The following is a 22,989-nucleotide window of genomic DNA, read 5'->3' as shown; positions in this document are numbered from 1 at the left end:
TAATACTAAATGAGTAATAACTCATCGACAAAAGGTGCTGTAATGAATGTGCTTATTGCTGGTGCTAGTGGCCTAATTGGCACCGCACTTTCAAATTATCTGCAAAGCCAAGGACACTCGGTTTACCCACTCTTGCGGGCTAAACCTATACCCAAAGCTCAGAAAAGCGAACAAACTGGAACAGGAACTGGAAAAGCTCAATGTTACTGGCAACCTGAACAAGGTATTATTGAACTCGCCCCTGATATTACCTTTGACGTGGTCATCGTGTTAAACGGTGTTGGCATTGCCGATAAACGATGGACAGTAGCCCGCAAACAACAAATCATTGATAGTCGTGTTACTCCCAGTAAACTAATGGCAAAAACCTTAGCCAAACTAGCTAAACCGCCGAAACTTTTTATTGGCGGCTCAGCCATTGGCTATTATGGCGATACAGGCAACGACTGGGCAGATGAAACTAGCCCAGCAAAAGATGAATTTATGTCTGATATTTGTCAGCAGTGGGAAGCTGCTAGCCAAGTACTCGATAATACCGATATTCGGCGAGTCAATATTCGAACCGGTGTTGTACTAAGTACTAAAGGCGGCGCGCTACCACAAATGATGTTGCCAATAAAACTCGGTGTTGGCGGCAAAGTCGGTACTGGTCAGCAATTTATTAGTTGGATCAGTGTGATTGATGTTTGCCGAGCGATCAGCTTTATTATCGATAACGACGCTATTTCAGGGCCCGTCAACCTGACTGCACCAAAACCAGTAACAAATCTAAGCTTTACTAAAACGCTAGGCAAACTGCTGCACAGGCCAACTATGTTCCCATTGCCGGCCGTGATTGCTCGGTTAGTTTTTGGCGAACTCGCCAACGATTTGTTGCTCGCCAGTAACCGTATCAGACCAAGCAAACTGACCTCTGCGGGTTTCAATTTTGACCATCCTGACTTAACATCGGCATTAAGTGAAATTTTGTTGCACAAACACTGATCACTATTGGCAATATATTTTCAGGAACGGATATTTAATGAACACACCGGAGCAATTTCAAAAGCTTTCTATTTATTACGCCACGGCTATCCTCAGTTTAGTAATCGCAGTGGCTGGTTTTAGTTACAACACCTGGCGTATGGAAGTTACCGAAGATAACAGTAATATTCGCACGGCCTCGTTCGAAGTATTTGCGCATTTGGCTGAGCTTGAACAGGTAATTTATGCATCCCATTACGACGGTGATGAAGTGAATGGTAGTCCTCGCAAAGGCTGGGTAAAAGTCGGCTTAATTGTTGATTTAAGTTCGCTGATTAGCCCGAGAGTTGCCCAGCATACAGCGATGCTAAAAACAAAATGGTCACAAAACTGGCAGGCAGTACCTGACGATCAAGAAGTAGTCGATACCCTGATCAGTCAAATAGACACCGTGCGTAAAGAAATAAAAATGGTACTCGCTGATTTACAATAATACCATTCTACACAACGAATTAGTCGCTTAGACAAATAATACTATTGCGTATAAATAATTGTTCAGCGCTGATAGCGCCTCCGCAGCTTAATGAGTATTGTACCAATTGTCATCGTCATTGCAGCGACAATCACGAACTGACCAAACAATAGTAAGGCTAACTTGGGCCAAAAGGCCAACTCTTCAGTAAAGATTGGATGCCAGAGATACACCAACGAAAGATTCCCCGGCCATAACAATAGCTGATAACCGGGCAAAGGCTGACCAAGATAGTCGAATAGATGCCAGTTCGCGGTAAAAACGACGAGTGCGATAACGGTGGCAATTATACCTACTGACAAAGCAACACGCATGTGAACCCACCTAATTGCATCTTTGATCAAAACAGCAATAAAAATAATGGTTAGAGGCTTTATGCCGCTGCGTGACAGACAACACAGTCTCTCCCTCTGCACTTGGCTTGGTAAAGCGCTTTATCTGCACAATTAATTAGCTCAGATAGCGATGTTATCTGGTCGCTAAACTCAGCAACGCCCATACTTGCTGTCAACGTTAATTCAAGCTTGTTGATTCTAATAACTTCCGACGCTAGCAAGTTTCTCAAGCGTTCTGCGATTGATTGTGCTTGTTCAAGACTAGTTTCTGGTAACGCAATAATAAATTCTTCGCCACCATAGCGCGCAAATACATCGCCGCTACGATTATGCTCAGCGATAAGCTGAGCAGTATGAGCCAAGACATAATCGCCAACCTGGTGACCATGTTGATCATTGACCAATTTAAAGTTGTCGAGATCTAGCATGATAATCGCAAGTGAACGATTAGCCGCTACACTATCTGTGAACAATTGATTGACGTTAGAAAAAAAACTACGACGATTGTTTATCTGCGTTAATAAGTCTTTATTGGCAAGTTCGTGTAACTGCTGCTTTTGTTTGGCGATTTTGTTACCAAAAAAAGTCATTGAGGCAAAAATACTCAAAGCAATCGAAACTATCGATAAATTAAACATACCATTAATTTGGTCATTGCTAAGCTGAACCATAGGTTCACCTTGAAAGTAGTGACAAAACAAAAAGCATAGTGTTGCAATGACGGCAACCGAGCTTCGCTCAACAAATTGCTTTTGAGTAAAAACAAAAAATACGCCTAGTGGATGGAGTAAAAAATAGTAATGGGCACCGCTTGCTGGGCCAAATATAACGGTGCTAATACCTATCAAATTGACAACAGATATTAGCATCAGCCACCAACGAGCTAAATAGCCTCGACCATAATGGTTAATGACAATAGAAATACTAAAACCAAGGCAACAAATAAAGTTAAATAGTGCTGAAATTTGATCTTCAAAAACAAACCAATAGAGCAGACTATACAAGAGAGAAATTAACGACGGTATTAGTGCAACCAAGGCAAACCAAGAGTTTTGTTGCTGTAAATCGTTAAATAATTCTCTAGTACCTTGGTCTTGTGCCTTCATGACGTCCTTGCCCTATTAAACCCTAATTATCACTCAAGCCGTCTTTAGCAAATTTATCAACCCATAAAGCAATTGCACCATCGCCCGTGACATTACAAGCAGTACCAAAGCTATCTTGAGCCAAATATAGCGCAATCATGAGGGCAAGTGCTGCGTCAGTAAAGCCCAACATCGAACCCAGTAAGCCCAAGGCAGACATCACCGCACCACCTGGAGCACCGGGAGCCGCAATCATAGTAACCCCCAACATTAAAATAAAACCAATAATGCCAGCAAAACCAGGCAAGCTGAGCTCAGGTGTTAATATCATCACAGCCGTTGCACAAGTCACTATGGTAATGGTTGAACCACTTAAATGAATAGAAGCACACAAAGGCACAGTAAAATTAGCAACGCCATCGCGCACGTTATTAGCTTTAGTTGAACGCAACGACACCGGAATAGTAGCAGCGCTAGACATAGTGCCAAGTGCAGTAAAATAAGCCGGCATCATATTTTTCAATAAGCTCAGTGGCGATTTGCCCATGGCAATTGCACTACCAATATATAAGGCCGCAATCCACAGCCAATGCATAGCTACAGCAAGCACTAAAACAACACCAAAGGTTTTCAAGGTGTTAAATACTGTGCCTTCCACTGTCATATCAGCAAAAACACCAGCAATGTAAAACGGCAATGCAGGAATAATCACTTTAGACAGCAAGAGCTCGACGATGTCACGCGCTTGAATAAAACCTGCTCTCAGTTTATCGGCGTTAATTGCACTGATACCGATACCAAAAATAAACGCCAGTGCTAATGCCGTCATTACGTCAAACAGCGGCGGTATTTGTAGGTCGATAAAACCTTTTACTTTTTCGCCATGACTCGCTGCTTCAATTGCACTGTCAGCGGTTAAGCCCGGTAACACAGAGCTTGCCACCAAGTACGCCAACATACCTGCAACAATAGTTGAACCATAAGCCAAGCCAACAGTTTTACCCAATAAAGAGCCGGAGCCTTGCGGCAATGACGCAATACCACTAGCAATATAAAAAAGGATGATTAGTGGGATAGTAAATTTAATTAACTGTCCAACGAGTGTTTGTACCGTAAAGGTTAACTGGACAATAAAGTCTGGCGCGTAAAGGCCAATGAGCACACCAGCCACAATGCCGGCAACAAGTTTAATGATTAAGTTCATAATTCCCCTGAAGATAATTATTGTTATTCGTTTGTCGGTAATAACGACATTAGCGCCGCCGACATTAGTTTCATTCTAACCTGAGCGCTGAGCGTGAAGCTAGTCAAACGATACACCAATCAGCTAAACCGTACGCTAAGTTCGTTGGAATACCAAGAATTTCAAGAATGCCAGCCGCCTCAATAATTTATGGTTACACAATAGACCTGTGTTTTTGTCTCTTTTCCTGTATCGGGCAGATAAGGTTTACAAATAAATAAGCCGGCAATACCAATAAACTGATCTCGATAGTACAGCAAAGGTAACCGCTTCCTCTGCCAAGGCGGCAAACCGAGTTCCTGTAGTACTTTTTTTAACGGCCTTGAATGCTGGCGATAGTCTGGCGTACATTTCGGATTATCGTGGCTAAAGCGAATGGCCAGTTGCTCCTTATCAAGTACTTGATCATGGTCATTTAGCTGAAAATAGAACGTTTTTTTGGGCTCTTTGGTATTGTTATCCGGTTCTTCACTGATAAGTTGCTCGGTCGTTGCCAAAGTTAGACTGAGGTGACCTAGCTGATCCGGTAACTCAACTTCAAGCTCCCCCCCCTGCTCAACTGCGCTTAAATCAAGGTTTATCAATTGCTCGCTGAGATCTTGAAAAGACGGTGTTAAGTAAAGTTTTTGCTGGTAACGTCTTAGCCAATAATCGCCGAGCTTTAACGCTGGGACTTTGTCGTCAGCAGCGTTTAACTGTTGCCTAAGCTGATTAAGCTGCTCAGTTGATGGCATTAACAAATGACAACTGGCAAAAAAATAGCGAATGACATTGTTAAAGCGATGCTCTGATAACTCCTTAAGCAGGGTTACAGACAGCACGCCTTCAGCAATTTTCAAGGAATCGAGATCTTGCTGCGCAATTTCATCTAACAATGCTTGGCCTGAGCGACAATGGCTCGCACTGCGACTCACCGCTTGATTAAATTGAGGCCAGCGCTGCTCTATCAAAGGCAATACTTGGTTGCGCAAAAAGTTGCGATCAAAACTATCGTCACTATTAGACTCGTCTTCAATCCACTCAAGTTGATGAAGCTTTGCGTATTGTTCAATTTGTTCGCGACGGCAGTCGAGCAGTGGCCTAATTAAGCTAAGCTCGTTATCTCTTGAGCTATGATTGACACTACCATTTGAGCTACCTTTTAAATCCTGCTGATTAAACTCAGTTTGATAACCCGCTAACGAGCTCTGAGTAGACATTGCTGCCAACCCTTTTAAGCCAGAGCCTCGCTTAAGCGCTAACATTAAGGTCTCGGTTTGATCATCTAGATGATGACCGGTCAATATAACCGTCCCTTCACCTTTGGCACGAGCGACTTCAGTAAGTGCTTGATAGCGCGCAGTTCGCGCTTTTTGTTCGATATTGCGACTACTGCTAATATCTAAATCAACCCGCTTAACCACGAGTTCAACCGATAATTTTGTACAAATTTGCTCGGCAAATTCAGCCCAATCATCTGCATTAGCACTTAAACCATGGTGAACATGACAAACTACCAACGAGCACGACAAGTCACCACTTTGTTTTAATCGAGTTAAAATATGCAATAACACTTGCGAGTCAACGCCGCCGCTGTACGCAAGGCAGACAGTATTAACCTCAGTTAAGCTAGCTAAGTTCGATTGCACTTGGTGAAGTAAAACTTGATCAGTCATTATTTGAATCTTTGGTTGTCACGTTACAACTATTGCCCCGGAGACTTAAGGCATAAGTAGAATACAAAAATATATGCCGTTAAAAACAAAAACCACAGTGAACAACACTGTGGTTTTTTAGTTAATTGATTTTTGTCAGTGGTTAACAGTAGCCAAACTTCATCAGTTTGTCGTAACGCTGCTCAATAAGTTCGTCGTTTGACAAACCTTTTAAATCGTCGATATCTGTTTTTAATGCTTGTTTTAAGATAGCCGCCATTTCGTCAACTTCACGATGAGCGCCACCTAATGGCTCGTTAATCACTTGGTCAATTAACTCGAGTTCTTTAATGCGATTAGCTGTAATACCCATGGCTTCTGCCGCCATTGACGCTTTTTCAGCTGTTTTCCACAAAATTGACGCACAACCTTCAGGCGAAATTACCGAGTAAGTTGAGTATTGCAACATGTTAACGCGATCGCCAACACCAATAGCAAGTGCACCACCAGAACCACCTTCACCAATAACGGTACAGACAATTGGCACCGTTAAGCGCGCCATTACTTTTAAGTTTTTAGCAATCGCCTCACTTTGACCGCGCTCTTCTGCGCCAATACCAGGGTAAGCACCCGGAGTATCGATAAAGGTGATGATTGGCATGTTAAAACGCTCAGCCATTTCCATTAAGCGGAGCGCTTTGCGGTAACCTTCAGGTCTTGGCATACCAAAATTACGCTTTACTTTTTCTGAGGTTGAACGGCCTTTTTGATGACCAATAACCATCACTGGTTGACCGTCTAAACGGGCTGTACCACCAATAATCGCCGCGTCGTCAGCATAAGCGCGATCACCAGCAAGCTCGTCGAATTCGTCAAAAATGCGATCGATATAATCTTGCGTATATGGACGTTGAGGATGACGAGCAACGCGAGCAGTTTGCCAAGGATCTAAATTAGAGAAGATTTTTGCGGTTTGCTCTTTGTTTTTTTCTCTTAATTGAGCAATTTGCTCTTCTAAATCAAGATCCAGCTCTTGCCCGGTATTAACCAGTTGTAATTCTTCAATTTTCGCTTCAAGCTCTGCAATTGGTTGCTCAAAGTCTAAAAAATTTAATGACATATGTTCGCTATACCCAAATAGTTTATGGTAATTAGTATGACACTAATACCTGATTATTTAAATTATTACCCAATTATTTAAATTGTAAACTGACGCTGTCATCACCCAATAACACATTGAGCTGATGAATAAGCTCGTCATCTGGTGTAACCCGCCACTGTACGCCCAAGGTCATCATGCCCTGCGCCTCTTCGCGCTGGTAAAACACTCTAACTGGGCAAGTGCCCTCTTTGTAAGGAGACAGCACCTGAGTAAACTGCTCAATAAAATTACCGTTGAGTTGGCTTTTATTGACTTGAATATCCAATGATTGTACGTAATTTTCACGCGCTTGTGCAACGGTTACGATATCACGGCCAGTCATTGTAAGGCCTCCCGAGTAATCATCAAAGCTGACCTGTCCGCTACAGACTAAAATTGCATCTTTTACCAGCAAATCTTGGAAGCGATCAAAATCATCCGGGAATAATCTGACATCTATGCGGGCACTTTTATCATCAAGTGTCACTAATGCCCAACGTCGATTGCGCTTATTCACCAATACTCGCACATTGATAACAAGGCCTACGGCAGTCGTCGTTTGGTCTTTAGCCGTTGGTTGCATCGCCACTAAACGGCCAGATGCGTAATGTTTGATTTCTTTTAAATAACGGTTAATGGGGTGACCGGTCAAATACAGGCCTAGTGTTTCACGCTCGCCCTCTAACCACTCTTGTTCAGGCCACTTTGGCACATCGTGAAAAGCCTGCTTAGTATCGTCTGGCTCTTCATTAATTAAACCGAACAAATCGTGTTGACCAATAGCCTGCGCTTTGGCGTGTTGGTCAGCCGCGCGCATTGCATCAGACAAGGTTGCATAAAGTGCGGCGCGATGAGGCCCTTTTTCATCTCTTGGTCCGAGCGCGTCCATTGCACCTGATTTAATCAAACGCTCAAGTACCCGTCGGTTGGTTTTCTTCAAATCCAAACGGGCACAGAAGTCAAATAGGTCAACAAACGGGCCACCCTGTTCACGGGCACTAATAATCGCTTCAATAGGCCCTTCACCAACCCCTTTTACGGCGCCAATACCGTAGACAATCTCGTCGTTATCGTTAACGGTAAATTTGTATTGCCCCGAGTTTACATCTGGTGGCAATAAAGTTAAGCCCATATTTTTGCACTCGTCGACCAAGGTCACGATTTTGTCGGTGTTGTCCATATCTGCCGACATTACCGCCGCCATAAATGGTGCTGGGAAATGCGCCTTCATCCACAAGGTTTGATATGACACTAAAGCATAAGCAGCCGAGTGAGATTTGTTAAAACCATAACCAGCGAACTTTTCCACTAAGTCGAAGATTTTCATCGCCAACTCGCCGTCAACGCCTAAATCTACTGCACCTTGTTCAAAACCGCTGCGCTGTTTGGCCATTTCTTCTGGCTTTTTCTTACCCATAGCGCGGCGCAACATATCAGCGCCACCAAGGGTATAACCCGCCAGTACCTGAGCAATTTGCATGACTTGCTCTTGGTACAAAATAATGCCGTAGGTTGGCTCTAGAATCGGTTTCAACCATTCGTGTTGCCAAGTGGCATCGGGATAAGATATTTCTTCACGGCCGTGCTTACGCTCGATAAAGTTATCAACCATGCCCGATTGCAATGGCCCCGGGCGGAATAAAGCCACCAGTGCGATAATATCTTCAAAACAGTCGGGTTTCAGTTTGTCGATCAGCGATTTCATACCGCTGGATTCAAGCTGGAAAACTGCGGTAGTTTGCGAAGCCAATAAAACGTTAAACGACTTTTTATCGTCTAGCGGAATCGCAGCGATATCAATCGGCTCTTTGCCTTGCTTGAGCAATTTCTCGTCGGCCATTTCAATCGCCCACTGCAAAATCGTCAGGGTTCGCAAACCGAGGAAGTCGAACTTAACGAGTCCAGCGTCTTCAACGTCGTTCTTATCAAATTGGGTAACCGGGTTATTGCCTTCATCATCGCAATAAAGCGGAGCAAAATCGGTAATAGTGGTTGGCGAAATAACCACACCACCAGCGTGCTTACCGGCGTTACGGGTAGTACCTTCGAGAATGCGACACATGTCGATTAAATCGCGAACTTCAGAGTCTTGTTGGTAAACCTCTGGCAACTTTGGTTCTGCCTCAAAGGCTTTGGCTAGAGTCATGCCAGGATCGCCTGGCACTAGCTTTGAAATGCGATCAACAAAGCCATATGGATGACCTAAAACACGACCAACGTCTCGAATTACCGCTTTTGCCGCCATCGTACCAAAGGTAATAATTTGAGATACCGCGTCGCGACCGTAGAGTTCGGCAACGTGGTCGATAACTTCGTCTCGCCTGTCCATACAGAAATCGATATCAAAATCCGGCATCGACACCCGCTCAGGGTTCAAGAAACGTTCGAATAGCAAGTCGAATTCAAGTGGATCGAGATCGGTAATTTTAAGTGCGTAAGCGACCAAAGAACCCGCACCCGAGCCACGACCGGGGCCAACCGGAATATTGTTGTCTTTACTCCACTGAATAAACTCCATCACGATCAAGAAGTAACCCGGGAAGCCCATGTTATTGATAACTTCGAGTTCAACCATTAATCGGTCGTCGTATTCTTTGCGCTTTTCGGCAAGCTCTGGCGTGTCTTTGCCAAACAGAAATTCCAAACGCTCTTCCAAGCCTTCTTTGGAGACTTTAATTAGGTAGTCTTCAATTTTTAGGCCTTCGGTCGGGAAATCTGGTAAGAAATATTCACCCAATCGAACCGTGACATTACAACGCTTGGCTATTTCTACTGAGTTAGCGAGCGCTTCTGGAATATCGGCAAACAGTGCCAACATTTCTTGCTCACTGCGCAAGTATTGCTGAGGGCTGTAACGCTTTGGGCGGCGCTTATCATCAAGTGTGTAGCCGTCGTGAATAGCAACGCGAATTTCGTGGGCATCAAAATCTTGCTCGTTGAGAAAAACCACCTCGTTAGTGGCAACGACGGGTAAATTATAATGTGCGGCCAACTCAACAGCTAGATGAAGATAGTTCTCTTCATCGGTACGGCCAGTGCGAATTAACTCAAGGTAATAACGATCGGCAAAGTGCTGCTGATAAAAGTCTACCATCTGATTGACCAAATCATTATTGCCCTTTAACAAGGCTTTACCAACATCACCTTCGCGGCCACCAGAAAGCAAAATAAGGCCGGTAGCGTGTTCAACAAGCCACTCTTTGTCGAGAATAGCTTTGTTTTGCACGTGACCGCGTAAATAAGCTTTTGAAATCAGTTCAGTGAGGTTTTTATAACCTGTGTTATCGGAAGCGATAACGGTTAATCGAAACAGCTCATCGCCAAGTTCTTCACTTTGCAGCCAAAAATCAGAGCCGATAATCGGTTTAATCCCTGCGCCGTGGACACCGTGATAAAACTTTACTAAACCACACAAGTTAGTTTGATCAGTTAAGGCAATAGCTGGCATATTGAGCTCTGCCGCCTTGGCAACAATCGGTTTGACTTTAGCCAAGCCATCGCACATCGAAAAGTCACTGTGGACGCGCAAATGGATAAATTGTGGCTCTGGATTAACCACTTCGCCTTCGACCATTTCTGATGTTGGCTTTGACGCTAATTCAGACATAGATTAACGGCTTCCCGAGTTTAAAATAGCGGCAACAGGCTTAAAACTGCGACGATAGCAATCGAGTACGCCAAGCTCTTGAATAATCTCTAAATGTGCCTTAGTTGGGTAACCTTTGTGCTGTGCAAAGCCGTAATCTGGATATTCTTGGTCAAGCGCGATCATTTCGTGATCGCGAGCAACTTTCGCTAGAATTGATGCGGCGCTAATTTCGGCAACTCTCGCATCGCCCTTAACCACTGGTTGGCTAGCAATATCACCACCGTTTGGACTGACAAACTTAGGTGTTCGATTGCCATCAACCAAAACGTGATCAGGCACAACGTTGAGCCCTTGCACCGCCCGTTGCATCGCTAACATGGTTGCATGTAAGATGTTAAGTGTATCGATTTCTTCAGGTGAAGCGCGCCCGACTGACCATGCAATGGCGTGCTGTTTGATTTGCTCAGCGAGTAACTCGCGCTTTTTTTCCGACAGTTTTTTTGAATCCATCAAACCCTCAATAGGATGATCGGGATCCAAAATAACCGCTGCCGTCACAACGTCGCCAACTAGCGGGCCACGACCAACTTCATCTACACCAGCGATACAGTAAGCCACGGGATATTCAAATGGTGCTAGTTCAGGCTTAGCTTTGGTTGCCGCTTTGGTTGTCGCTTTATTGTTAGCTTTGCCGCTTGTCGTCGTTTTAGTCATACGTTGATGTTGTTTAGTATTTGAATTATTGATTGCTTTATCGCCAGCTACTGTTGTTTTGGTTTAGTCTGTCGCTTGTATTGTCACGGTCTTGCTGATATCGGTTTTATTCGTATAAGTAGTCCAATTAATATTGGCTTATAAACAGGCTTCACCTTAGGCCCGTATTATTTTTCAATAAGTGCTTGTACTGCTCTCGCCGCTTGCTCACTGGCATCTTGTTTTAGCGTTAAATGAATATCGGTAAACGCTTGCTCAAGCTCAGTTTGTTGCTGGTATAGACGCTCACTGACCAAAGGCGCAAGATTCTCAGCCGTGACTTGATCTTGCAATAACTCAGGCACTAGCTCTTTATTAGCAAGTAAATTTGGCAGTGAAAACCACTTTAACTTAACCATCATTTTACCGAGCCAATAGGTCAGTAAATTAAAGCGATAAGCTACCACCATTGGACGCTTAATCAAGGCTGCTTCAAGTGTTACCGTGCCTGAAGCCATTAATAAGCAGTCACTGGCTGCCATTACCCGCTGTGTTTGATTGACAAAAACCTGTACCAGTAAATCTGGTGCTATCGATTGTTTTAACTGCTCAAATTGCTTAGCGCGTTTTTCGGTGATCATAGGTACAACAAAGCGCAAGTCTGGGTCTTGTTCTGCCAATACTCGCGCCGTTTGTAAAAATGGCTCAACTAAACGAGTCAATTCACCACCACGGCTGCCTGGCATAAGTGCAAGTACTTTATTATCGTCAGTTAAACCCAATTGCTGACGTGCCTGAGCTTTGTCAGACACAAGTGGAATATCATCCGCCAAGGTATGACCAACAAAGGTACAAGGGACTTGATACTTATCGTAAAACGCTTTTTCAAACGGCAACAACGCCAATACCATATTGGTGGCACGTGCCACTTTAAATACTCTTTTTTTACGCCATGCCCACACCGATGGGCTGACGTAATGAACTGTTTTAACACCTTGTGCTTTTAACTTTTCTTCAAGCGTTAAGTTAAAATCTGGGGCATCAATACCAATAAACACATCCGGTTTGTTGGCCGTGAAATGTTCAACTAAGGTTTTGCGAACATAGAGCAGTCGTCTAATGCGCCCGAGTACTTCAACAATGCCCATCACGGCAAGCTCATCCATAGCAAATAGGCTTTCAAAACCTAGTGCTTGCATTTTAGGGCCACCGATACCAACGAACTTGGCATGTGGGTATTTTTTAATCAATGCTTTGATTAAGCCAGCGCCTAGGGTGTCACCTGAGTGCTCGCCGACAACAATGGCGATGGTTGGCTGTTTTGGTAGATTGTCTGGTCGATTAGTTTGACTGACTGATTCGGCTAAAGTAGACACTTTGCTCCCACAGATTAGAAAGTGATAACCGGACTTGAACATTTGTCCGGTTACCTAACGTTAGAGATTTGCGAATATTAACGAATAATACCGCGACTTGAAGTTTTGATAAAGTTGGCAAATGCAGCAACTTCTTCAAACTCTTCAATCATAGGCTCCAGCTCGGCTAAAGCCTCTTCAACCTTTAAGCCCTGACGATAAACCACTTTATAGGCGCGTCGCACAGCTAAAATAGCCTGCTTGTCAAAGCCTCGTCGTTTTAAACCTTCTGAGTTTAAGCCAAAAGGCGATGCACCGTGACCAGATGCCATGACAAATGGAGGTATGTCTTTGAGTACTAAAGAATTAGCGGCAACAAAGCTGTGAGCGCCAATATGACAGAATTGATGAACCCCTGACATACCGCCTAAAATTGCCCAGTCACCAACGTGGACATGACCCGCGATAGAGGCGTTATTCGCCATAATACAATGGCTACCGACCATACAATCGTGGGCGACATGGGTGTAGGCCATAAACAAATTGTTACTGCCAATTTGGGTTAAGCTGTTGTCCTGAATAGTACCGCGGTGAATGGTACAACACTCGCGAAAAGTATTGTTGTCGCCAATAATCAGCTGAGTTGGCTCTCCATCGTATTTCAAGTCTTGGCAATCTTCACCAATTGATGAAAACTGGAAAAACTTGTTGCCCTTGCCTATTTTACTTGGCCCTTTGATAACAACATGAGACGTAAGATGACAACCATCACCAAGCTCAACATCAGCACCGACATAACACCAAGGGCCAATAGTCACGTTGTCACCGATAATGGCACCCGGCTCAACAATCGCTTGTGGATGAATATTGCTGTTTTGCATAATCAATTTCTTATTCGTGCGTTTAAAAGGTTTTGCGGGCGCACATTAAATCAGCGCTACAGACAACTTTGCCATCAACTTTAGCTTCGCCGTAAAACTTCCACATACCGCGGCGTTCTTTAACAAACTCTACGTGCAAATGCATAGTATCACCCGGCACAACTGGCTTTTTAAATTTGGCATTGTCAATTGACGCAAACAGATACATTTCATCGTCGCTGCGCCCCTCAGTGCTCTTAAAGCCAAGCAAGCCAGTTGCTTGTGCTAGCGCTTCGAGAATCATCACGCCCGGAAAAATAGGTAAATCAGGGAAGTGACCTGTAAATACGGGTTCGTTAAAGGTAACGTTCTTTACGCCATGAAGCCATTTACCTTCTTCGTAGTCGACCACTTTGTCGACCAAAAGCATCGGATAGCGATGCGGGATAAGTTGTTGAATTTCTTTAATATCAATGGTTTTTGCTTGTCTTTCCAAGTGCTTACCTTTTATTACGCTATTTAGCGTTTACCTGCTGCTGTAATAATTTTATTTGTTTTGCCATGGCATCTAATTTGCGAATTCTCGCATTGGTTTTGTGCCATTCCTTATTTGGTTGACAAGGCGAGCCAGACGAATAAACGCCGGCTTTAGTGATGCTCTTTGTGACCATACTCATGCCAGTAAAAACAACACCATCGGCTATTTCCAAATGACCACTTACCGCGACTTTCCCCGCAATAGTACAGTGTTTACCTATTTTAGTACTTCCAGCAATCACAGTACAGCCAGCAATTGCAGTGTGGGCACCAATTTCAGCGTTATGCGCAATCTGTACTTGATTATCAATAATCACACCTTCACCGATAACTGTGTCATCTAAAGCGCCGCGATCAATTGAGGTACAAGCACCGATTTCAACGTTATCACCAACGATGACTCGACCTAACTGCGGAATCTTGTGCCACTTACCTTGCTCGTTAGCATAACCAAAACCATCACTACCTATCACAGTATTCGCCTGAACAAGGCAATTTTCACCAAGTTCAACTTCGTGATAAATGCTGACATTGGACCAAAGCTGGCTATTCGCACCAATGACGGCGTTTTTGCCAATAAAGCAATTTGCTCCAATTGAAGCACCTTCAGCAATGACTACGCCTGCTTCAATAACCGTATTAGCACCAATGGCGACATTACCGGCGATATTTGCACTATCGTCAATCACTGCGCTATTTGAGATGCCTGCAGCCGATTTCGGTGTGGTATCTAGCAATTGCGCGACCATGGCATAGCCTTGGTAAGGGTTATCCATGACTAATGCGTTGGTTTGGCATTCGTCGAGACAGTCTGGCGCTAAAATTACCGCACTCGCCTGAGTGTCAGCCAATTGCTGTTTATACTTACTATTGGCTAAAAAAGATATCTGACCAGCGCGCGCCGAAGAAAGTGTCGCGATACGATCAACAAGGCAACTGTCATCACCATGAACAGTTGCCCCGATAGTTTGCGCTAGCTCGGCTAGCGTCATTTTCTTAATTGTCATTCGCTAATGTTACTTAAGCTTGCTAACTTGTTCTACAACTTGACCAGTGATGTTAGAGTCAGGCTTGGCAAAAACAACTGCTTTTTGCTCAAGTACTAAGTCGTATTTTTCTTTCGCTGCAATATTATCGATAGCTTGGCGAACTAATGCGATAATCTTATTAGTTTCTTGGCCTTGACGCTGTTGTGATTTTTGTTGAAATTCCTGACCTTTTTGTTGGTACTCTTGGAAAGACTTCGCAATTTTAGCGTCGAGCTCTTCTTTTTCTTTTGCACTCATTAAAGCACCGTCGCGCTTTTTCTTTTCTTGCATGTATTTGATGTCTTCTTGCAATTTTTTAATTGCAGCAGTTTCATCTTTAAACTCAACTTCTAACGCTTGCATAACTGCCGCTGTTTGCGGAATAGTTTGCATCACTTCTTGGAAATTAACGACCGCGATTTTTTGGTCTGCTGCCATTGCTGAACTTGCTAATACCATGCTTGATGCGGCTACAGTAGTGGCCAACGCTTTAAATACTTTTTTCAACTTTTTCTCCTAAAAACTCTCAGTAATTTTTTATTAAAATGTTCGACCAATATTAAAACTGAAGAACTCGGTGTCATCATTTTCTTCGCTCTTCAAGGTTTTGGCAAAACTAAAAATCATTGGTCCCATCGGCGATAACCACTGAATAGATAGACCTGCTGATGATCTAAAACGACCTGGGTCAGAATAATCATCAAGTCGACTAAACTGATCCTGTGATAAATCGCGATAATCGTCAAGATCAAATTCGGTATCCCATACATTACCCGCGTCAACAAAGAAACTTGTGCGAACACTATTGCTGTTTTCTTCATCTAAGAACGGCGTTGGTACAATTAACTCTAACCCCGCTAACGCGATAGCATTACCACCAACAGAACGTTGAGATACTGAAATAACATCTTGATCTGGACCTAAACAAGCCCCTGCAGCACCACCTGTCGTTGGATCAGGAGTACCGGTAACACTCGAACAGTTTCTGAAGATTGCTCTAGGACCAACGGTGTTGTTCTCAAAACCACGTAGGGTTTCACTACCGCCTGCTCTAAAGTTCTCAAAAAACGGTAATACCTGATCGTTATTACCTACTGTACCATAACCATTGCCATAACCAGCTCTTAAACGCGCTAACACAGACCAACGCTGGCTTTGAGTAAGCGGAAAATACCATTTAGTATCAAGGTTTAAGGTAAAATATTGTAAATCTGAGTTAGGCGTCGTTACTTTTCCAGACAATACTTGTGAAGAGCCTGCTGTAGGGAAGGTTCCTCGGTTTAATGTACTGCGCGAAATACCGGCGGTTAACTCAAAAGTATCAAAATCAAAACCACCGCTAGAATTTCGTTCAGCTTCGTGAATATCAAAGAAGTTACGCACTTGTTCGTACGTTGTTAAATCTGTAATACCTGTGCGTTTATAGCCACCGCCAAAGTTTACTCGGATATATTCGTTGATTGGGAAGCCTAAATTCAGGTTAACACCATAGTTTTTACTATTGTATTGGACTAAGTTTGCATTACCTGCGTCAAATTCACTGTAAAAGACACTGCCACCTAATGAGACACCGTCAACGGTAAAATACGGGTCAGTATACGATATCTGAGCACTGCGCTGGAAACGAATAGTATTAATATTAAACGCAAGCTGATTACCTGTACCCAAAAAGTTATTTTGTTGAATACCCGCATTCAAACTCAAACCAGAAAATGAACCAAAACCAACGCCAGCAGTAAATGAGCCCGATGGTTGCTCTTTGACTTCAAAATCAACATCAACTAAATCATCTTCACCCGGTAATTGCGTTGTTTCAAACTCAACTTTTTCAATGTAAGGTAAACGCTGAAGACGAGCTTTAGAAAGCTCTAGCGACTGATTAGATAACCACGAGCCTTCCATTTGACGCATTTCACGACGAAGTACCCGATCGGCAGTAACATGATTACCGTTAAAGTTTAAGCGGTTGACGTAAATGCGCTTGCCCGGATCAACAGAAATTGACAACTTAACAGTTTTATCTTCATCGTTGATATCGGGAATAGTGGTTACTTTAGGGTAAGCATAACCAAAGCGCCCTAAAAACTTGCTAATTAGTTCTTCGGTATATGTAACTAATGCACCGTTATACAATTCGTCGTTGCGAATAGGATTAATCGCCTTAATGGTCTCTTCAAAGCCGGCCATATTGCCAATAAAGTCGACCTCTCGAACTGTATATTGCTCACCTTCGCTGACGTTCAAAGAAATATAGACACCTTCTTTGCTCGGCGTCATCGATACTTGCGTAGAATCAACTTTAAATCTCAGGTAACCACGATCGAGATAATAGCTTTCGATGGTTTCAATATCACCCTGAAGCGTTTGTTTTTGATACCTATCTTGAGCAAGAAAATCCCACCATGGCGAATCATAAGTAAGCTCTATTTTACTGAGTACTTCTTCATCACTGAAAACTTCATTGCCAACTAAGTTAATCTGTTCAATTGCTGCAGCATCACCTTCATTAAAAACAAATTTCAGGCTAACGCGGTTACGAGGTAAACGGGTAATTTCCGCCTTAACATTGGCATTGTATTTACCAACACTGTGATAAAAGTCTTCCAATCCCAGTTCGATACCAGAAATAACAGTTCGATCGAGAGTTTCACCAACTCGGATATTACTGCTGTCTAAACTTTCAGTGAGCTGCTCGTCTTTAAGATCTTTGTTGCCTTCATAACTAATTTCACTAATCGTTTGACGCTCGCGAACCGTATAAATTAAACGATTGCCATCTCGATAGACTGCAATATCATTAAAGTGACCAGATTTATATAGCGACTTGATCGATTGCGAAATACGGAACTCGTTAAGTTCATCACCAATATTAAATGGAATATGGGTCAACGCAGCGCCCAATGCTACCCGCTGTAATCCTTTAACTTGAATATCTTCAACCTGAAACTCTTCTGCCGCTTGGCTCGGGTTTGCTAATGCCCCTAGTAAAACTGCTAAGGCTAATTTTTTTATTTTCATAAAGTTAACTTGATCTCTTATCAAAATTACAGCTTTAAATATTACAGCCGAGATATATCGTTAAATAACGCAATGGACATCAGGGTCAATAATGCTAGCGCACCAAATTTAAATCCTGTTTCCTGAATGTGTTCAGGCACAGGCTTACCCGTAAAAAGTTCTATAACATAATAAAGTAAGTGGCCGCCATCAAGTACTGGCAACGGTAAAAGGTTAATAATGCCTAAATTAATGCTTATTAACGCCAAAAAGCTCAAAAATGCAATAATACCAAAGCCCGCACTAGCGCCAGCTCCCTGAGCAATCGAAATAGGGCCGCTTAAATTCTTTAAAGACACATCGCCAGTAATCAACTTACCGATCATTTGAAATGAAAAGACGATAAGGTCCCAGGTTTTTTCAACACCAACACCAACTGACTCAATTACGCCATAACGGATTTCTGTTTGGTACTGTGAAGGCAATTGGTCAACTTTGGGTGCAATCCCTAAGTAGCCTTGGCTGCCTTCTTTACTTTCGCGTGCACCAACAGCAACTGCAATAACTTGTTCAAGCCCCTGACGTTCAACTAGTAACTCAACTTGCTGGTTTGGATACTGTTTGACTATCTGTGAAAAACGAACCCAGTCACCATTGACCCTTTCATTATTGACCGCGAGTAATTTGTCACCAACCATTAAATCTGATTGGCTAGCTGGCGAATTCTTGCCAATTTGTCCAATTTCTGCGTGCACTTTAGGTGTTAATGGAACAATACCAATGTCGGTAATCGCGTTACCTTGTTCAGGCTGAAACTGCCACTGACGAGTATCCAATTGAAAGCTTTTAACCCTTGAACTTTCGGGCAGCTTAACCTCTACACTAATGTTGCTTTCACCAATTTGACTGACCAAGGCAATATTAACATCTTGCCAGCTTTGTACTTTCTGGCCAGCAACAGAGACTAATTCGCTGTTATTGGGGATATTTGCTTGAGCAATAACAGACTGAGGCTTGAGCTCGGCGATAATCGGTTTCACGCTTGGTACGCCAATTAAATACATCAAGTAGAAGGCAAAAATAGCGAAAATAAAATTAGCTAACGGACCCGCCGCAATAATCGCGATACGCTGCACTACAGGCTTGCGATTAAACGCTTTATCGAGGTCTTGCTCAGCGACTTCTTCAACCCGTTCATCAAGCATTTTTACGTAACCGCCCAATGGAATGGCAGCAACGACAAATTCAGTGCCGTGTTTATCAGTTTTGCGCCACAGCGCTTTACCAAAACCAACCGAAAAGCGATGAACATGGACACCACATTTGCGTGCAACCCAATAATGACCGTACTCGTGTACAGTCACTAAGATACCTAGTGCGATAACAAATGAGATTAAATTCCAGAAAAAATCAAACATTACTAATTCTATGACTCGGCAACAGAGAGGTTATTGGCAACTTGTTCTACCAGTTGTTGAGCAAATTGCCTAACATTGCCATCAAGTGCGATTACATCTTCAATATTTACTACTTCTTGTGAGACAAATTTTTTCACGGAAGTTTCATTTATTTTGACAATTTCAGTGAATTTAATACGGTTGCTCAAGAATGCATCAACGGCGACTTCGTTGGCAGCGTTAAGCGCGGTACATGCCGCTTGCCCTTGTTCGCAGGCGTTAATCGCTAACTGCAAGTTAGGATAGCGGTCAAAATCGGGCTGTTCAAATGAAAACGATGGCGCATTGAAAAAGTCTAATGGTTCAACACCGGCATCGATGCGATCAGGATAAGCTAAAGCATGCGCAATAGGGGTACGCATATCAGGGTTACCCATTTGTGCTAATACTGAACCATCTTTGTATTGCACCATTGAATGAATAATGCTTTGCGGGTGCAACACCACTTCAATATCACTAGGTTCGAGATTAAAAAGCCACTTTGCCTCAATAAACTCTAGGCCTTTATTCATCATAGTCGCAGAATCAACAGAAATTTTGCGGCCCATACTCCAATTGGGATGCTTACAGGCCTGTTCGGGGGTTACGCTCTCAAGCTCTGGAACAGGCATAGTGCGAAACGGGCCACCAGAACCGGTCAGTAAAATTTTGCTAATACCTTTAGCGTCAATATCACACTGCCCTGGACGCTGTTGTTCAGCTTCCGGCAAGCACTGAAAAATAGCATTGTGTTCACTGTCAATTGGCAATAATTGAGCACCTGACTCACGCACTGCATCAATAAAAATTTGCCCAGAGGTCACCAAAGCTTCTTTATTGGCAAGCAGTACTTTTTTACCTGCCTTTACTGCGCTATAAGTTGGTGGTAAGCCCGATGAACCAACAATTGCCGCCATCACAGTATCGATGGTATCGCTACTTGCAATATCAATTAAGGCATCGCTACCATAGCTAATCTCTATATCATCTAAACCGAGTGCAGCAAGTCGCTCTTGCAACACTTTCGCTAACGCTTTAGTACCAATAACAACCTGAGCTGGTTTAAATTGCTGGCACTGCTGAACTAATAAGTCGATATTTTGGTGCGCCGACAAACTGACCACTTGAAATCGCTCTGGATGTCGGGCGACAACGTCTAAAGTGCTAACGCCAATAGAACCGGTTGAACCTAATACAGAAAGTCTTTGTATACTCATATTGGACTCTATAACTTACCAGCCAATATAGACATAAAACAAAGCAAACACAGGTGCGGTTGCCGTTAAGCTATCAATGCGATCAAGAATACCGCCATGGCCCGGTAAAATTGAGCCACTGTCTTTAACACCCGCTTGGCGTTTAAACATGCTTTCGTTCAAATCACCCAGTACAGAAATCGTGGTTATCACGGCAGTCACTAAGGTAATCGTCATTAGCTGTTCGCTGTTAAAACCAATAAAGTAGCCGGCGCAGGCACTTAAAAGACACGCAAAAATAACGCCGCCAATAAAGCCTTCCATTGTTTTGCCAGGGCTGACATTTGGCATCAGCTTGTGCTTACCTATTGACTTGCCAACAAAATAGGCGCCAATATCAGCGCTCCATACCATTAAAAACAAATACATTAACAGCTGAGCGCCTTGATACGGATCGAGGTCATAGTCACTACTTCTCAAGGTGACAAAAGCTAACCATGTCGGTACTAGGGTCAGCCAGCCAAATAAACCGCGCACTGAACGATGACTTGACCAAAAACCGCTATAGCGTGGATACACTAAGGTTAAGAACGCCGATAAGACCCACCACAATACCGACAGCCACAATAAATACATTACCATAGGCTGCAAGGCGTGCTTATCTAACCAAAAATTATCGACCGAGAATTGACTCCAAATCGCACCAATAATCAAGACATTTGACACAGTAAATGCTAAACGACGAGGTTTAGACTGAAACCCCATCAGTGGTCCCCACTCCCAAGCACCCACGGCAAGTAAGCCAATCAGCAACAGTGCAAAATAGGTCAATGGCAAATAAAATATTGCCGCTATTGCTAGAGGCGCTAGTACTAGCGCAGTTAACACTCTTTGTAATAACAAACCCGGAACCCTTTTGTAATTATTCTAGTTTTTTTGTTGTACTTGTTCGCCCGTTTGGCCAAAACGTCGCTCGCGCTGGCCAAATGAGCTTACTGCGGCTTCAAAGGCATCTTCATTAAAGTCAGGCCACAGTGTCTCGGTAAAATAAAATTCTGCGTAAGCAGCTTGCCACAACAAAAAGTTACTAATTCGATAGTCGCCACCTGTGCGAATTAACAAATCTAATTCAGGTAGTATTGCCGTTGATGTTTCTTGATTAATCAATTGCTCAGTAATTTGATCCGCAGACAATTCCCCATTAGCGACTTTTTGCGCAATATTTTGACAGGCATGTGTGATATCCCATCGGCCACCATAGTTGGCCGCCACCGACAATACCATGCCTTGATTCGCGCTGGTTAACTGTTCTGCTTGTTTAATTTTTTCTTGTAACTTAGCAGAAAAGCCAGAGATGTCGCCGATTAATTGAAACCGAATACCGTGTTTGTGCAATCGTTTAACTTCACGAGTCAGGACAAACATAAACAAGTCCATTAACACGCTAACTTCTTGCTCTGGTCGTTGCCAGTTTTCACTGCTAAAGGCGAACAAAGTTAACGCTTCAATCCCCAGCTCTCGTGCTCTGGTCACTGTCGCTCTGACAGACTCAACACCAACTTTATGTCCTGCTACCCTTGTTTTACCACGCGATTTGGCCCAGCGGCCATTACCATCCATAATAATTGCAACGTGCTTAGGTAGGTTAGTTTCTGATGATTGACAATTACTCACACGGTCTCCGACAGTTGAACATTTTGTTATTTGCAGACAAAAATTTGTGATCTTGTATACAAAAAACGCCGTAGCTATTATCTACGGCGTTTTTCATTTAGCAACGAAAAAGTTAAATTTCCATTAACTCTTTTTCTTTATCGGCTAATAGTTCGTCAACTTGCTTAACAAATGTATCAGTAATCTTTTGTACTTCGTCTTCTGCTTGGTGCATTTCGTCTTCAGAAATCTCTTTTTCTTTCTGCAATGACTTAATGCTTGAGTTAGCATCGCGACGTACATTGCGAATAGCAATCTTGCCATTCTCGGCTTCACCGCGAACAACTTTAACTAAGTCTTTACGACGTTCTTCAGTCAATGGAGGTAGTGGAATGCGAATCAAAGTACCTTGAGACGAAGGGTTTAAACCCAAGTCAGACGCCAAAATAGCTTTTTCAACGGCACCGATCATACCTTTATCGAAAACCGTAATAGCTAAAGTACGAGCATCTGGTACCGAAACATTGCCCACTTGGTTTAATGGCGTGTCCATACCGTAGTACTCAACACTGATATTATCTAATAGTGATGGATGAGCACGGCCAGTGCGCACTTTGTTCAAATTAGTTTTTAACGCTTCAATACTCTTAGCCATGCGCTCTTGAGCATCTTGTTTAATTTCGTTTATCACAATAATGTTCCTTAACTCTTA

The 22,989-nt window shown here is 43.2% G+C and carries 20 protein-coding genes; 2 read left to right on the top strand and 18 right to left on the bottom strand.

All coding sequences use genetic code 11. From position 1 onward, the window contains the following. Positions 1 to 42: 42 nt before the first annotated feature. Entirely contained in the window at positions 43 to 984 is a 942-nt protein-coding gene (locus tag J7384_RS17530; RefSeq protein ID WP_209115840.1) for a TIGR01777 family oxidoreductase, read from the top strand. Positions 985 to 1,021: 37 nt separating this feature from the next. Next, positions 1,022 to 1,456, top strand: a complete 435-nt coding sequence (locus tag J7384_RS17525) for a hypothetical protein (protein ID WP_209115839.1) — start codon at positions 1,022 to 1,024, stop codon at positions 1,454 to 1,456. Between the two features lie 62 nt (positions 1,457 to 1,518). Here the strand turns inward: J7384_RS17525 and J7384_RS17520 are convergent, their stop codons facing one another. The 18 genes from J7384_RS17520 to frr all read right to left on the bottom strand — a co-directional run bounded on the left by J7384_RS17520 (position 1,519) and on the right by frr (position 22,968). Further along, on the bottom strand, positions 1,519 to 1,809 hold the full coding sequence (locus J7384_RS17520; protein ID WP_209115838.1) for a hypothetical protein: 291 nt from the start codon (positions 1,807 to 1,809) through the stop codon (positions 1,519 to 1,521). A gap of 59 nt (positions 1,810 to 1,868) precedes the next feature. Continuing rightward, the gene (locus tag J7384_RS17515; protein ID WP_209115837.1) at positions 1,869 to 2,936 is read right to left on the bottom strand and encodes a GGDEF domain-containing protein; all 1,068 of its coding nucleotides are present in this window, start codon (positions 2,934 to 2,936) and stop codon (positions 1,869 to 1,871) included. A 22-nt stretch (positions 2,937 to 2,958) separates the two neighbouring features. After that, the gene (locus tag J7384_RS17510) at positions 2,959 to 4,119 is read right to left on the bottom strand and encodes a dicarboxylate/amino acid:cation symporter (protein ID WP_209115836.1); all 1,161 of its coding nucleotides are present in this window, start codon (positions 4,117 to 4,119) and stop codon (positions 2,959 to 2,961) included. Between the two features lie 179 nt (positions 4,120 to 4,298). Then, positions 4,299 to 5,813: a tRNA lysidine(34) synthetase TilS gene (tilS, locus tag J7384_RS17505; RefSeq protein ID WP_209115835.1), complete on the bottom strand. Its 1,515-nt coding sequence runs from the start codon at positions 5,811 to 5,813 to the stop codon at positions 4,299 to 4,301. Between the two features lie 142 nt (positions 5,814 to 5,955). After that, the gene (gene accA / locus J7384_RS17500; RefSeq protein WP_209115834.1) at positions 5,956 to 6,912 is read right to left on the bottom strand and encodes an acetyl-CoA carboxylase carboxyl transferase subunit alpha; all 957 of its coding nucleotides are present in this window, start codon (positions 6,910 to 6,912) and stop codon (positions 5,956 to 5,958) included. Between the two features lie 73 nt (positions 6,913 to 6,985). Beyond that, positions 6,986 to 10,540, bottom strand: coding sequence for a DNA polymerase III subunit alpha (dnaE, locus tag J7384_RS17495; protein ID WP_247741845.1), 3,555 nt, complete (start codon positions 10,538 to 10,540; stop codon positions 6,986 to 6,988). A 3-nt stretch (positions 10,541 to 10,543) separates the two neighbouring features. Then, positions 10,544 to 11,236 (bottom strand): ribonuclease HII, encoded by a 693-nt coding sequence (gene rnhB, locus J7384_RS17490; RefSeq protein WP_209115833.1) that lies wholly within the window; start codon positions 11,234 to 11,236, stop codon positions 10,544 to 10,546. Between the two features lie 167 nt (positions 11,237 to 11,403). Continuing rightward, a complete protein-coding gene (gene lpxB, locus J7384_RS17485; RefSeq protein ID WP_348523887.1) occupies positions 11,404 to 12,591 on the bottom strand; it encodes a lipid-A-disaccharide synthase in 1,188 nt (395 codons plus the stop codon). A 77-nt stretch (positions 12,592 to 12,668) separates the two neighbouring features. Further along, on the bottom strand, positions 12,669 to 13,451 hold the full coding sequence (lpxA, locus tag J7384_RS17480) for an acyl-ACP--UDP-N-acetylglucosamine O-acyltransferase (protein WP_209115831.1): 783 nt from the start codon (positions 13,449 to 13,451) through the stop codon (positions 12,669 to 12,671). Between the two features lie 22 nt (positions 13,452 to 13,473). Further along, positions 13,474 to 13,926, bottom strand: a complete 453-nt coding sequence (gene fabZ / locus J7384_RS17475) for a 3-hydroxyacyl-ACP dehydratase FabZ (RefSeq protein WP_247741844.1) — start codon at positions 13,924 to 13,926, stop codon at positions 13,474 to 13,476. A gap of 19 nt (positions 13,927 to 13,945) precedes the next feature. Beyond that, the gene (gene lpxD, locus J7384_RS17470) at positions 13,946 to 14,974 is read right to left on the bottom strand and encodes a UDP-3-O-(3-hydroxymyristoyl)glucosamine N-acyltransferase (RefSeq protein WP_209115830.1); all 1,029 of its coding nucleotides are present in this window, start codon (positions 14,972 to 14,974) and stop codon (positions 13,946 to 13,948) included. A gap of 9 nt (positions 14,975 to 14,983) precedes the next feature. Beyond that, on the bottom strand, positions 14,984 to 15,502 hold the full coding sequence (locus J7384_RS17465) for an OmpH family outer membrane protein (RefSeq protein WP_209115829.1): 519 nt from the start codon (positions 15,500 to 15,502) through the stop codon (positions 14,984 to 14,986). 33 nt (positions 15,503 to 15,535) lie between these two features. Beyond that, a complete protein-coding gene (bamA, locus tag J7384_RS17460; protein WP_209115828.1) occupies positions 15,536 to 18,013 on the bottom strand; it encodes an outer membrane protein assembly factor BamA in 2,478 nt (825 codons plus the stop codon). 41 nt (positions 18,014 to 18,054) lie between these two features. Next, on the bottom strand, positions 18,055 to 19,410 hold the full coding sequence (gene rseP, locus J7384_RS17455; protein WP_209115827.1) for a sigma E protease regulator RseP: 1,356 nt from the start codon (positions 19,408 to 19,410) through the stop codon (positions 18,055 to 18,057). Between the two features lie 8 nt (positions 19,411 to 19,418). Next, entirely contained in the window at positions 19,419 to 20,645 is a 1,227-nt protein-coding gene (gene ispC, locus J7384_RS17450; RefSeq protein ID WP_209115826.1) for a 1-deoxy-D-xylulose-5-phosphate reductoisomerase, read from the bottom strand. A gap of 15 nt (positions 20,646 to 20,660) precedes the next feature. Continuing rightward, positions 20,661 to 21,527 carry a phosphatidate cytidylyltransferase gene (locus tag J7384_RS17445; RefSeq protein WP_209115825.1) on the bottom strand — a complete coding sequence of 289 codons (867 nt, stop codon included), beginning with the start codon at positions 21,525 to 21,527 and terminating at the stop codon, positions 20,661 to 20,663. A 24-nt stretch (positions 21,528 to 21,551) separates the two neighbouring features. Beyond that, positions 21,552 to 22,298: a polyprenyl diphosphate synthase gene (uppS, locus tag J7384_RS17440; protein ID WP_209115824.1), complete on the bottom strand. Its 747-nt coding sequence runs from the start codon at positions 22,296 to 22,298 to the stop codon at positions 21,552 to 21,554. 112 nt (positions 22,299 to 22,410) lie between these two features. Next, the gene (gene frr, locus J7384_RS17435) at positions 22,411 to 22,968 is read right to left on the bottom strand and encodes a ribosome recycling factor (protein WP_209115823.1); all 558 of its coding nucleotides are present in this window, start codon (positions 22,966 to 22,968) and stop codon (positions 22,411 to 22,413) included. Between the last annotated feature and the right edge of the window lie 21 nt (positions 22,969 to 22,989).

It is taken from the genome of Endozoicomonas sp. G2_1, assembly GCF_017744155.1.
Classification (GTDB): Bacteria; Pseudomonadota; Gammaproteobacteria; order Enterobacterales; family Alteromonadaceae; genus JAGHQT01.
The sequence above is the reverse complement of the archived record's forward strand: the minus strand, read 5'-3'. Positions and strand labels throughout refer to the sequence as shown.

Coding starts and splice junctions, on each gene's coding strand:
- bamA (WP_209115828.1), bottom strand. CDS start 18,013: ATGAAAATAAAAAAATTAGCCTTAGCAGTTTTACTAGGGGCATTAGCA.
- lpxD (WP_209115830.1), bottom strand. CDS start 14,974: ATGACAATTAAGAAAATGACGCTAGCCGAGCTAGCGCAAACTATCGGG.
- rnhB (WP_209115833.1), bottom strand. CDS start 11,236: ATGACTAAAACGACGACAAGCGGCAAAGCTAACAATAAAGCGACAACC.
- lpxA (WP_209115831.1), bottom strand. CDS start 13,451: ATGCAAAACAGCAATATTCATCCACAAGCGATTGTTGAGCCGGGTGCC.
- tilS (WP_209115835.1), bottom strand. CDS start 5,813: ATGACTGATCAAGTTTTACTTCACCAAGTGCAATCGAACTTAGCTAGC.
- rseP (WP_209115827.1), bottom strand. CDS start 19,410: ATGTTTGATTTTTTCTGGAATTTAATCTCATTTGTTATCGCACTAGGT.
- dnaE (WP_247741845.1), bottom strand. CDS start 10,540: ATGTCTGAATTAGCGTCAAAGCCAACATCAGAAATGGTCGAAGGCGAA.
- J7384_RS17530 (WP_209115840.1), top strand. CDS start 43: ATGAATGTGCTTATTGCTGGTGCTAGTGGCCTAATTGGCACCGCACTT.
- ispC (WP_209115826.1), bottom strand. CDS start 20,645: ATGAGTATACAAAGACTTTCTGTATTAGGTTCAACCGGTTCTATTGGC.
- J7384_RS17520 (WP_209115838.1), bottom strand. CDS start 1,809: ATGCGTGTTGCTTTGTCAGTAGGTATAATTGCCACCGTTATCGCACTC.
- J7384_RS17515 (WP_209115837.1), bottom strand. CDS start 2,936: ATGAAGGCACAAGACCAAGGTACTAGAGAATTATTTAACGATTTACAG.
- accA (WP_209115834.1), bottom strand. CDS start 6,912: ATGTCATTAAATTTTTTAGACTTTGAGCAACCAATTGCAGAGCTTGAA.
- J7384_RS17525 (WP_209115839.1), top strand. CDS start 1,022: ATGAACACACCGGAGCAATTTCAAAAGCTTTCTATTTATTACGCCACG.
- J7384_RS17510 (WP_209115836.1), bottom strand. CDS start 4,119: ATGAACTTAATCATTAAACTTGTTGCCGGCATTGTGGCTGGTGTGCTC.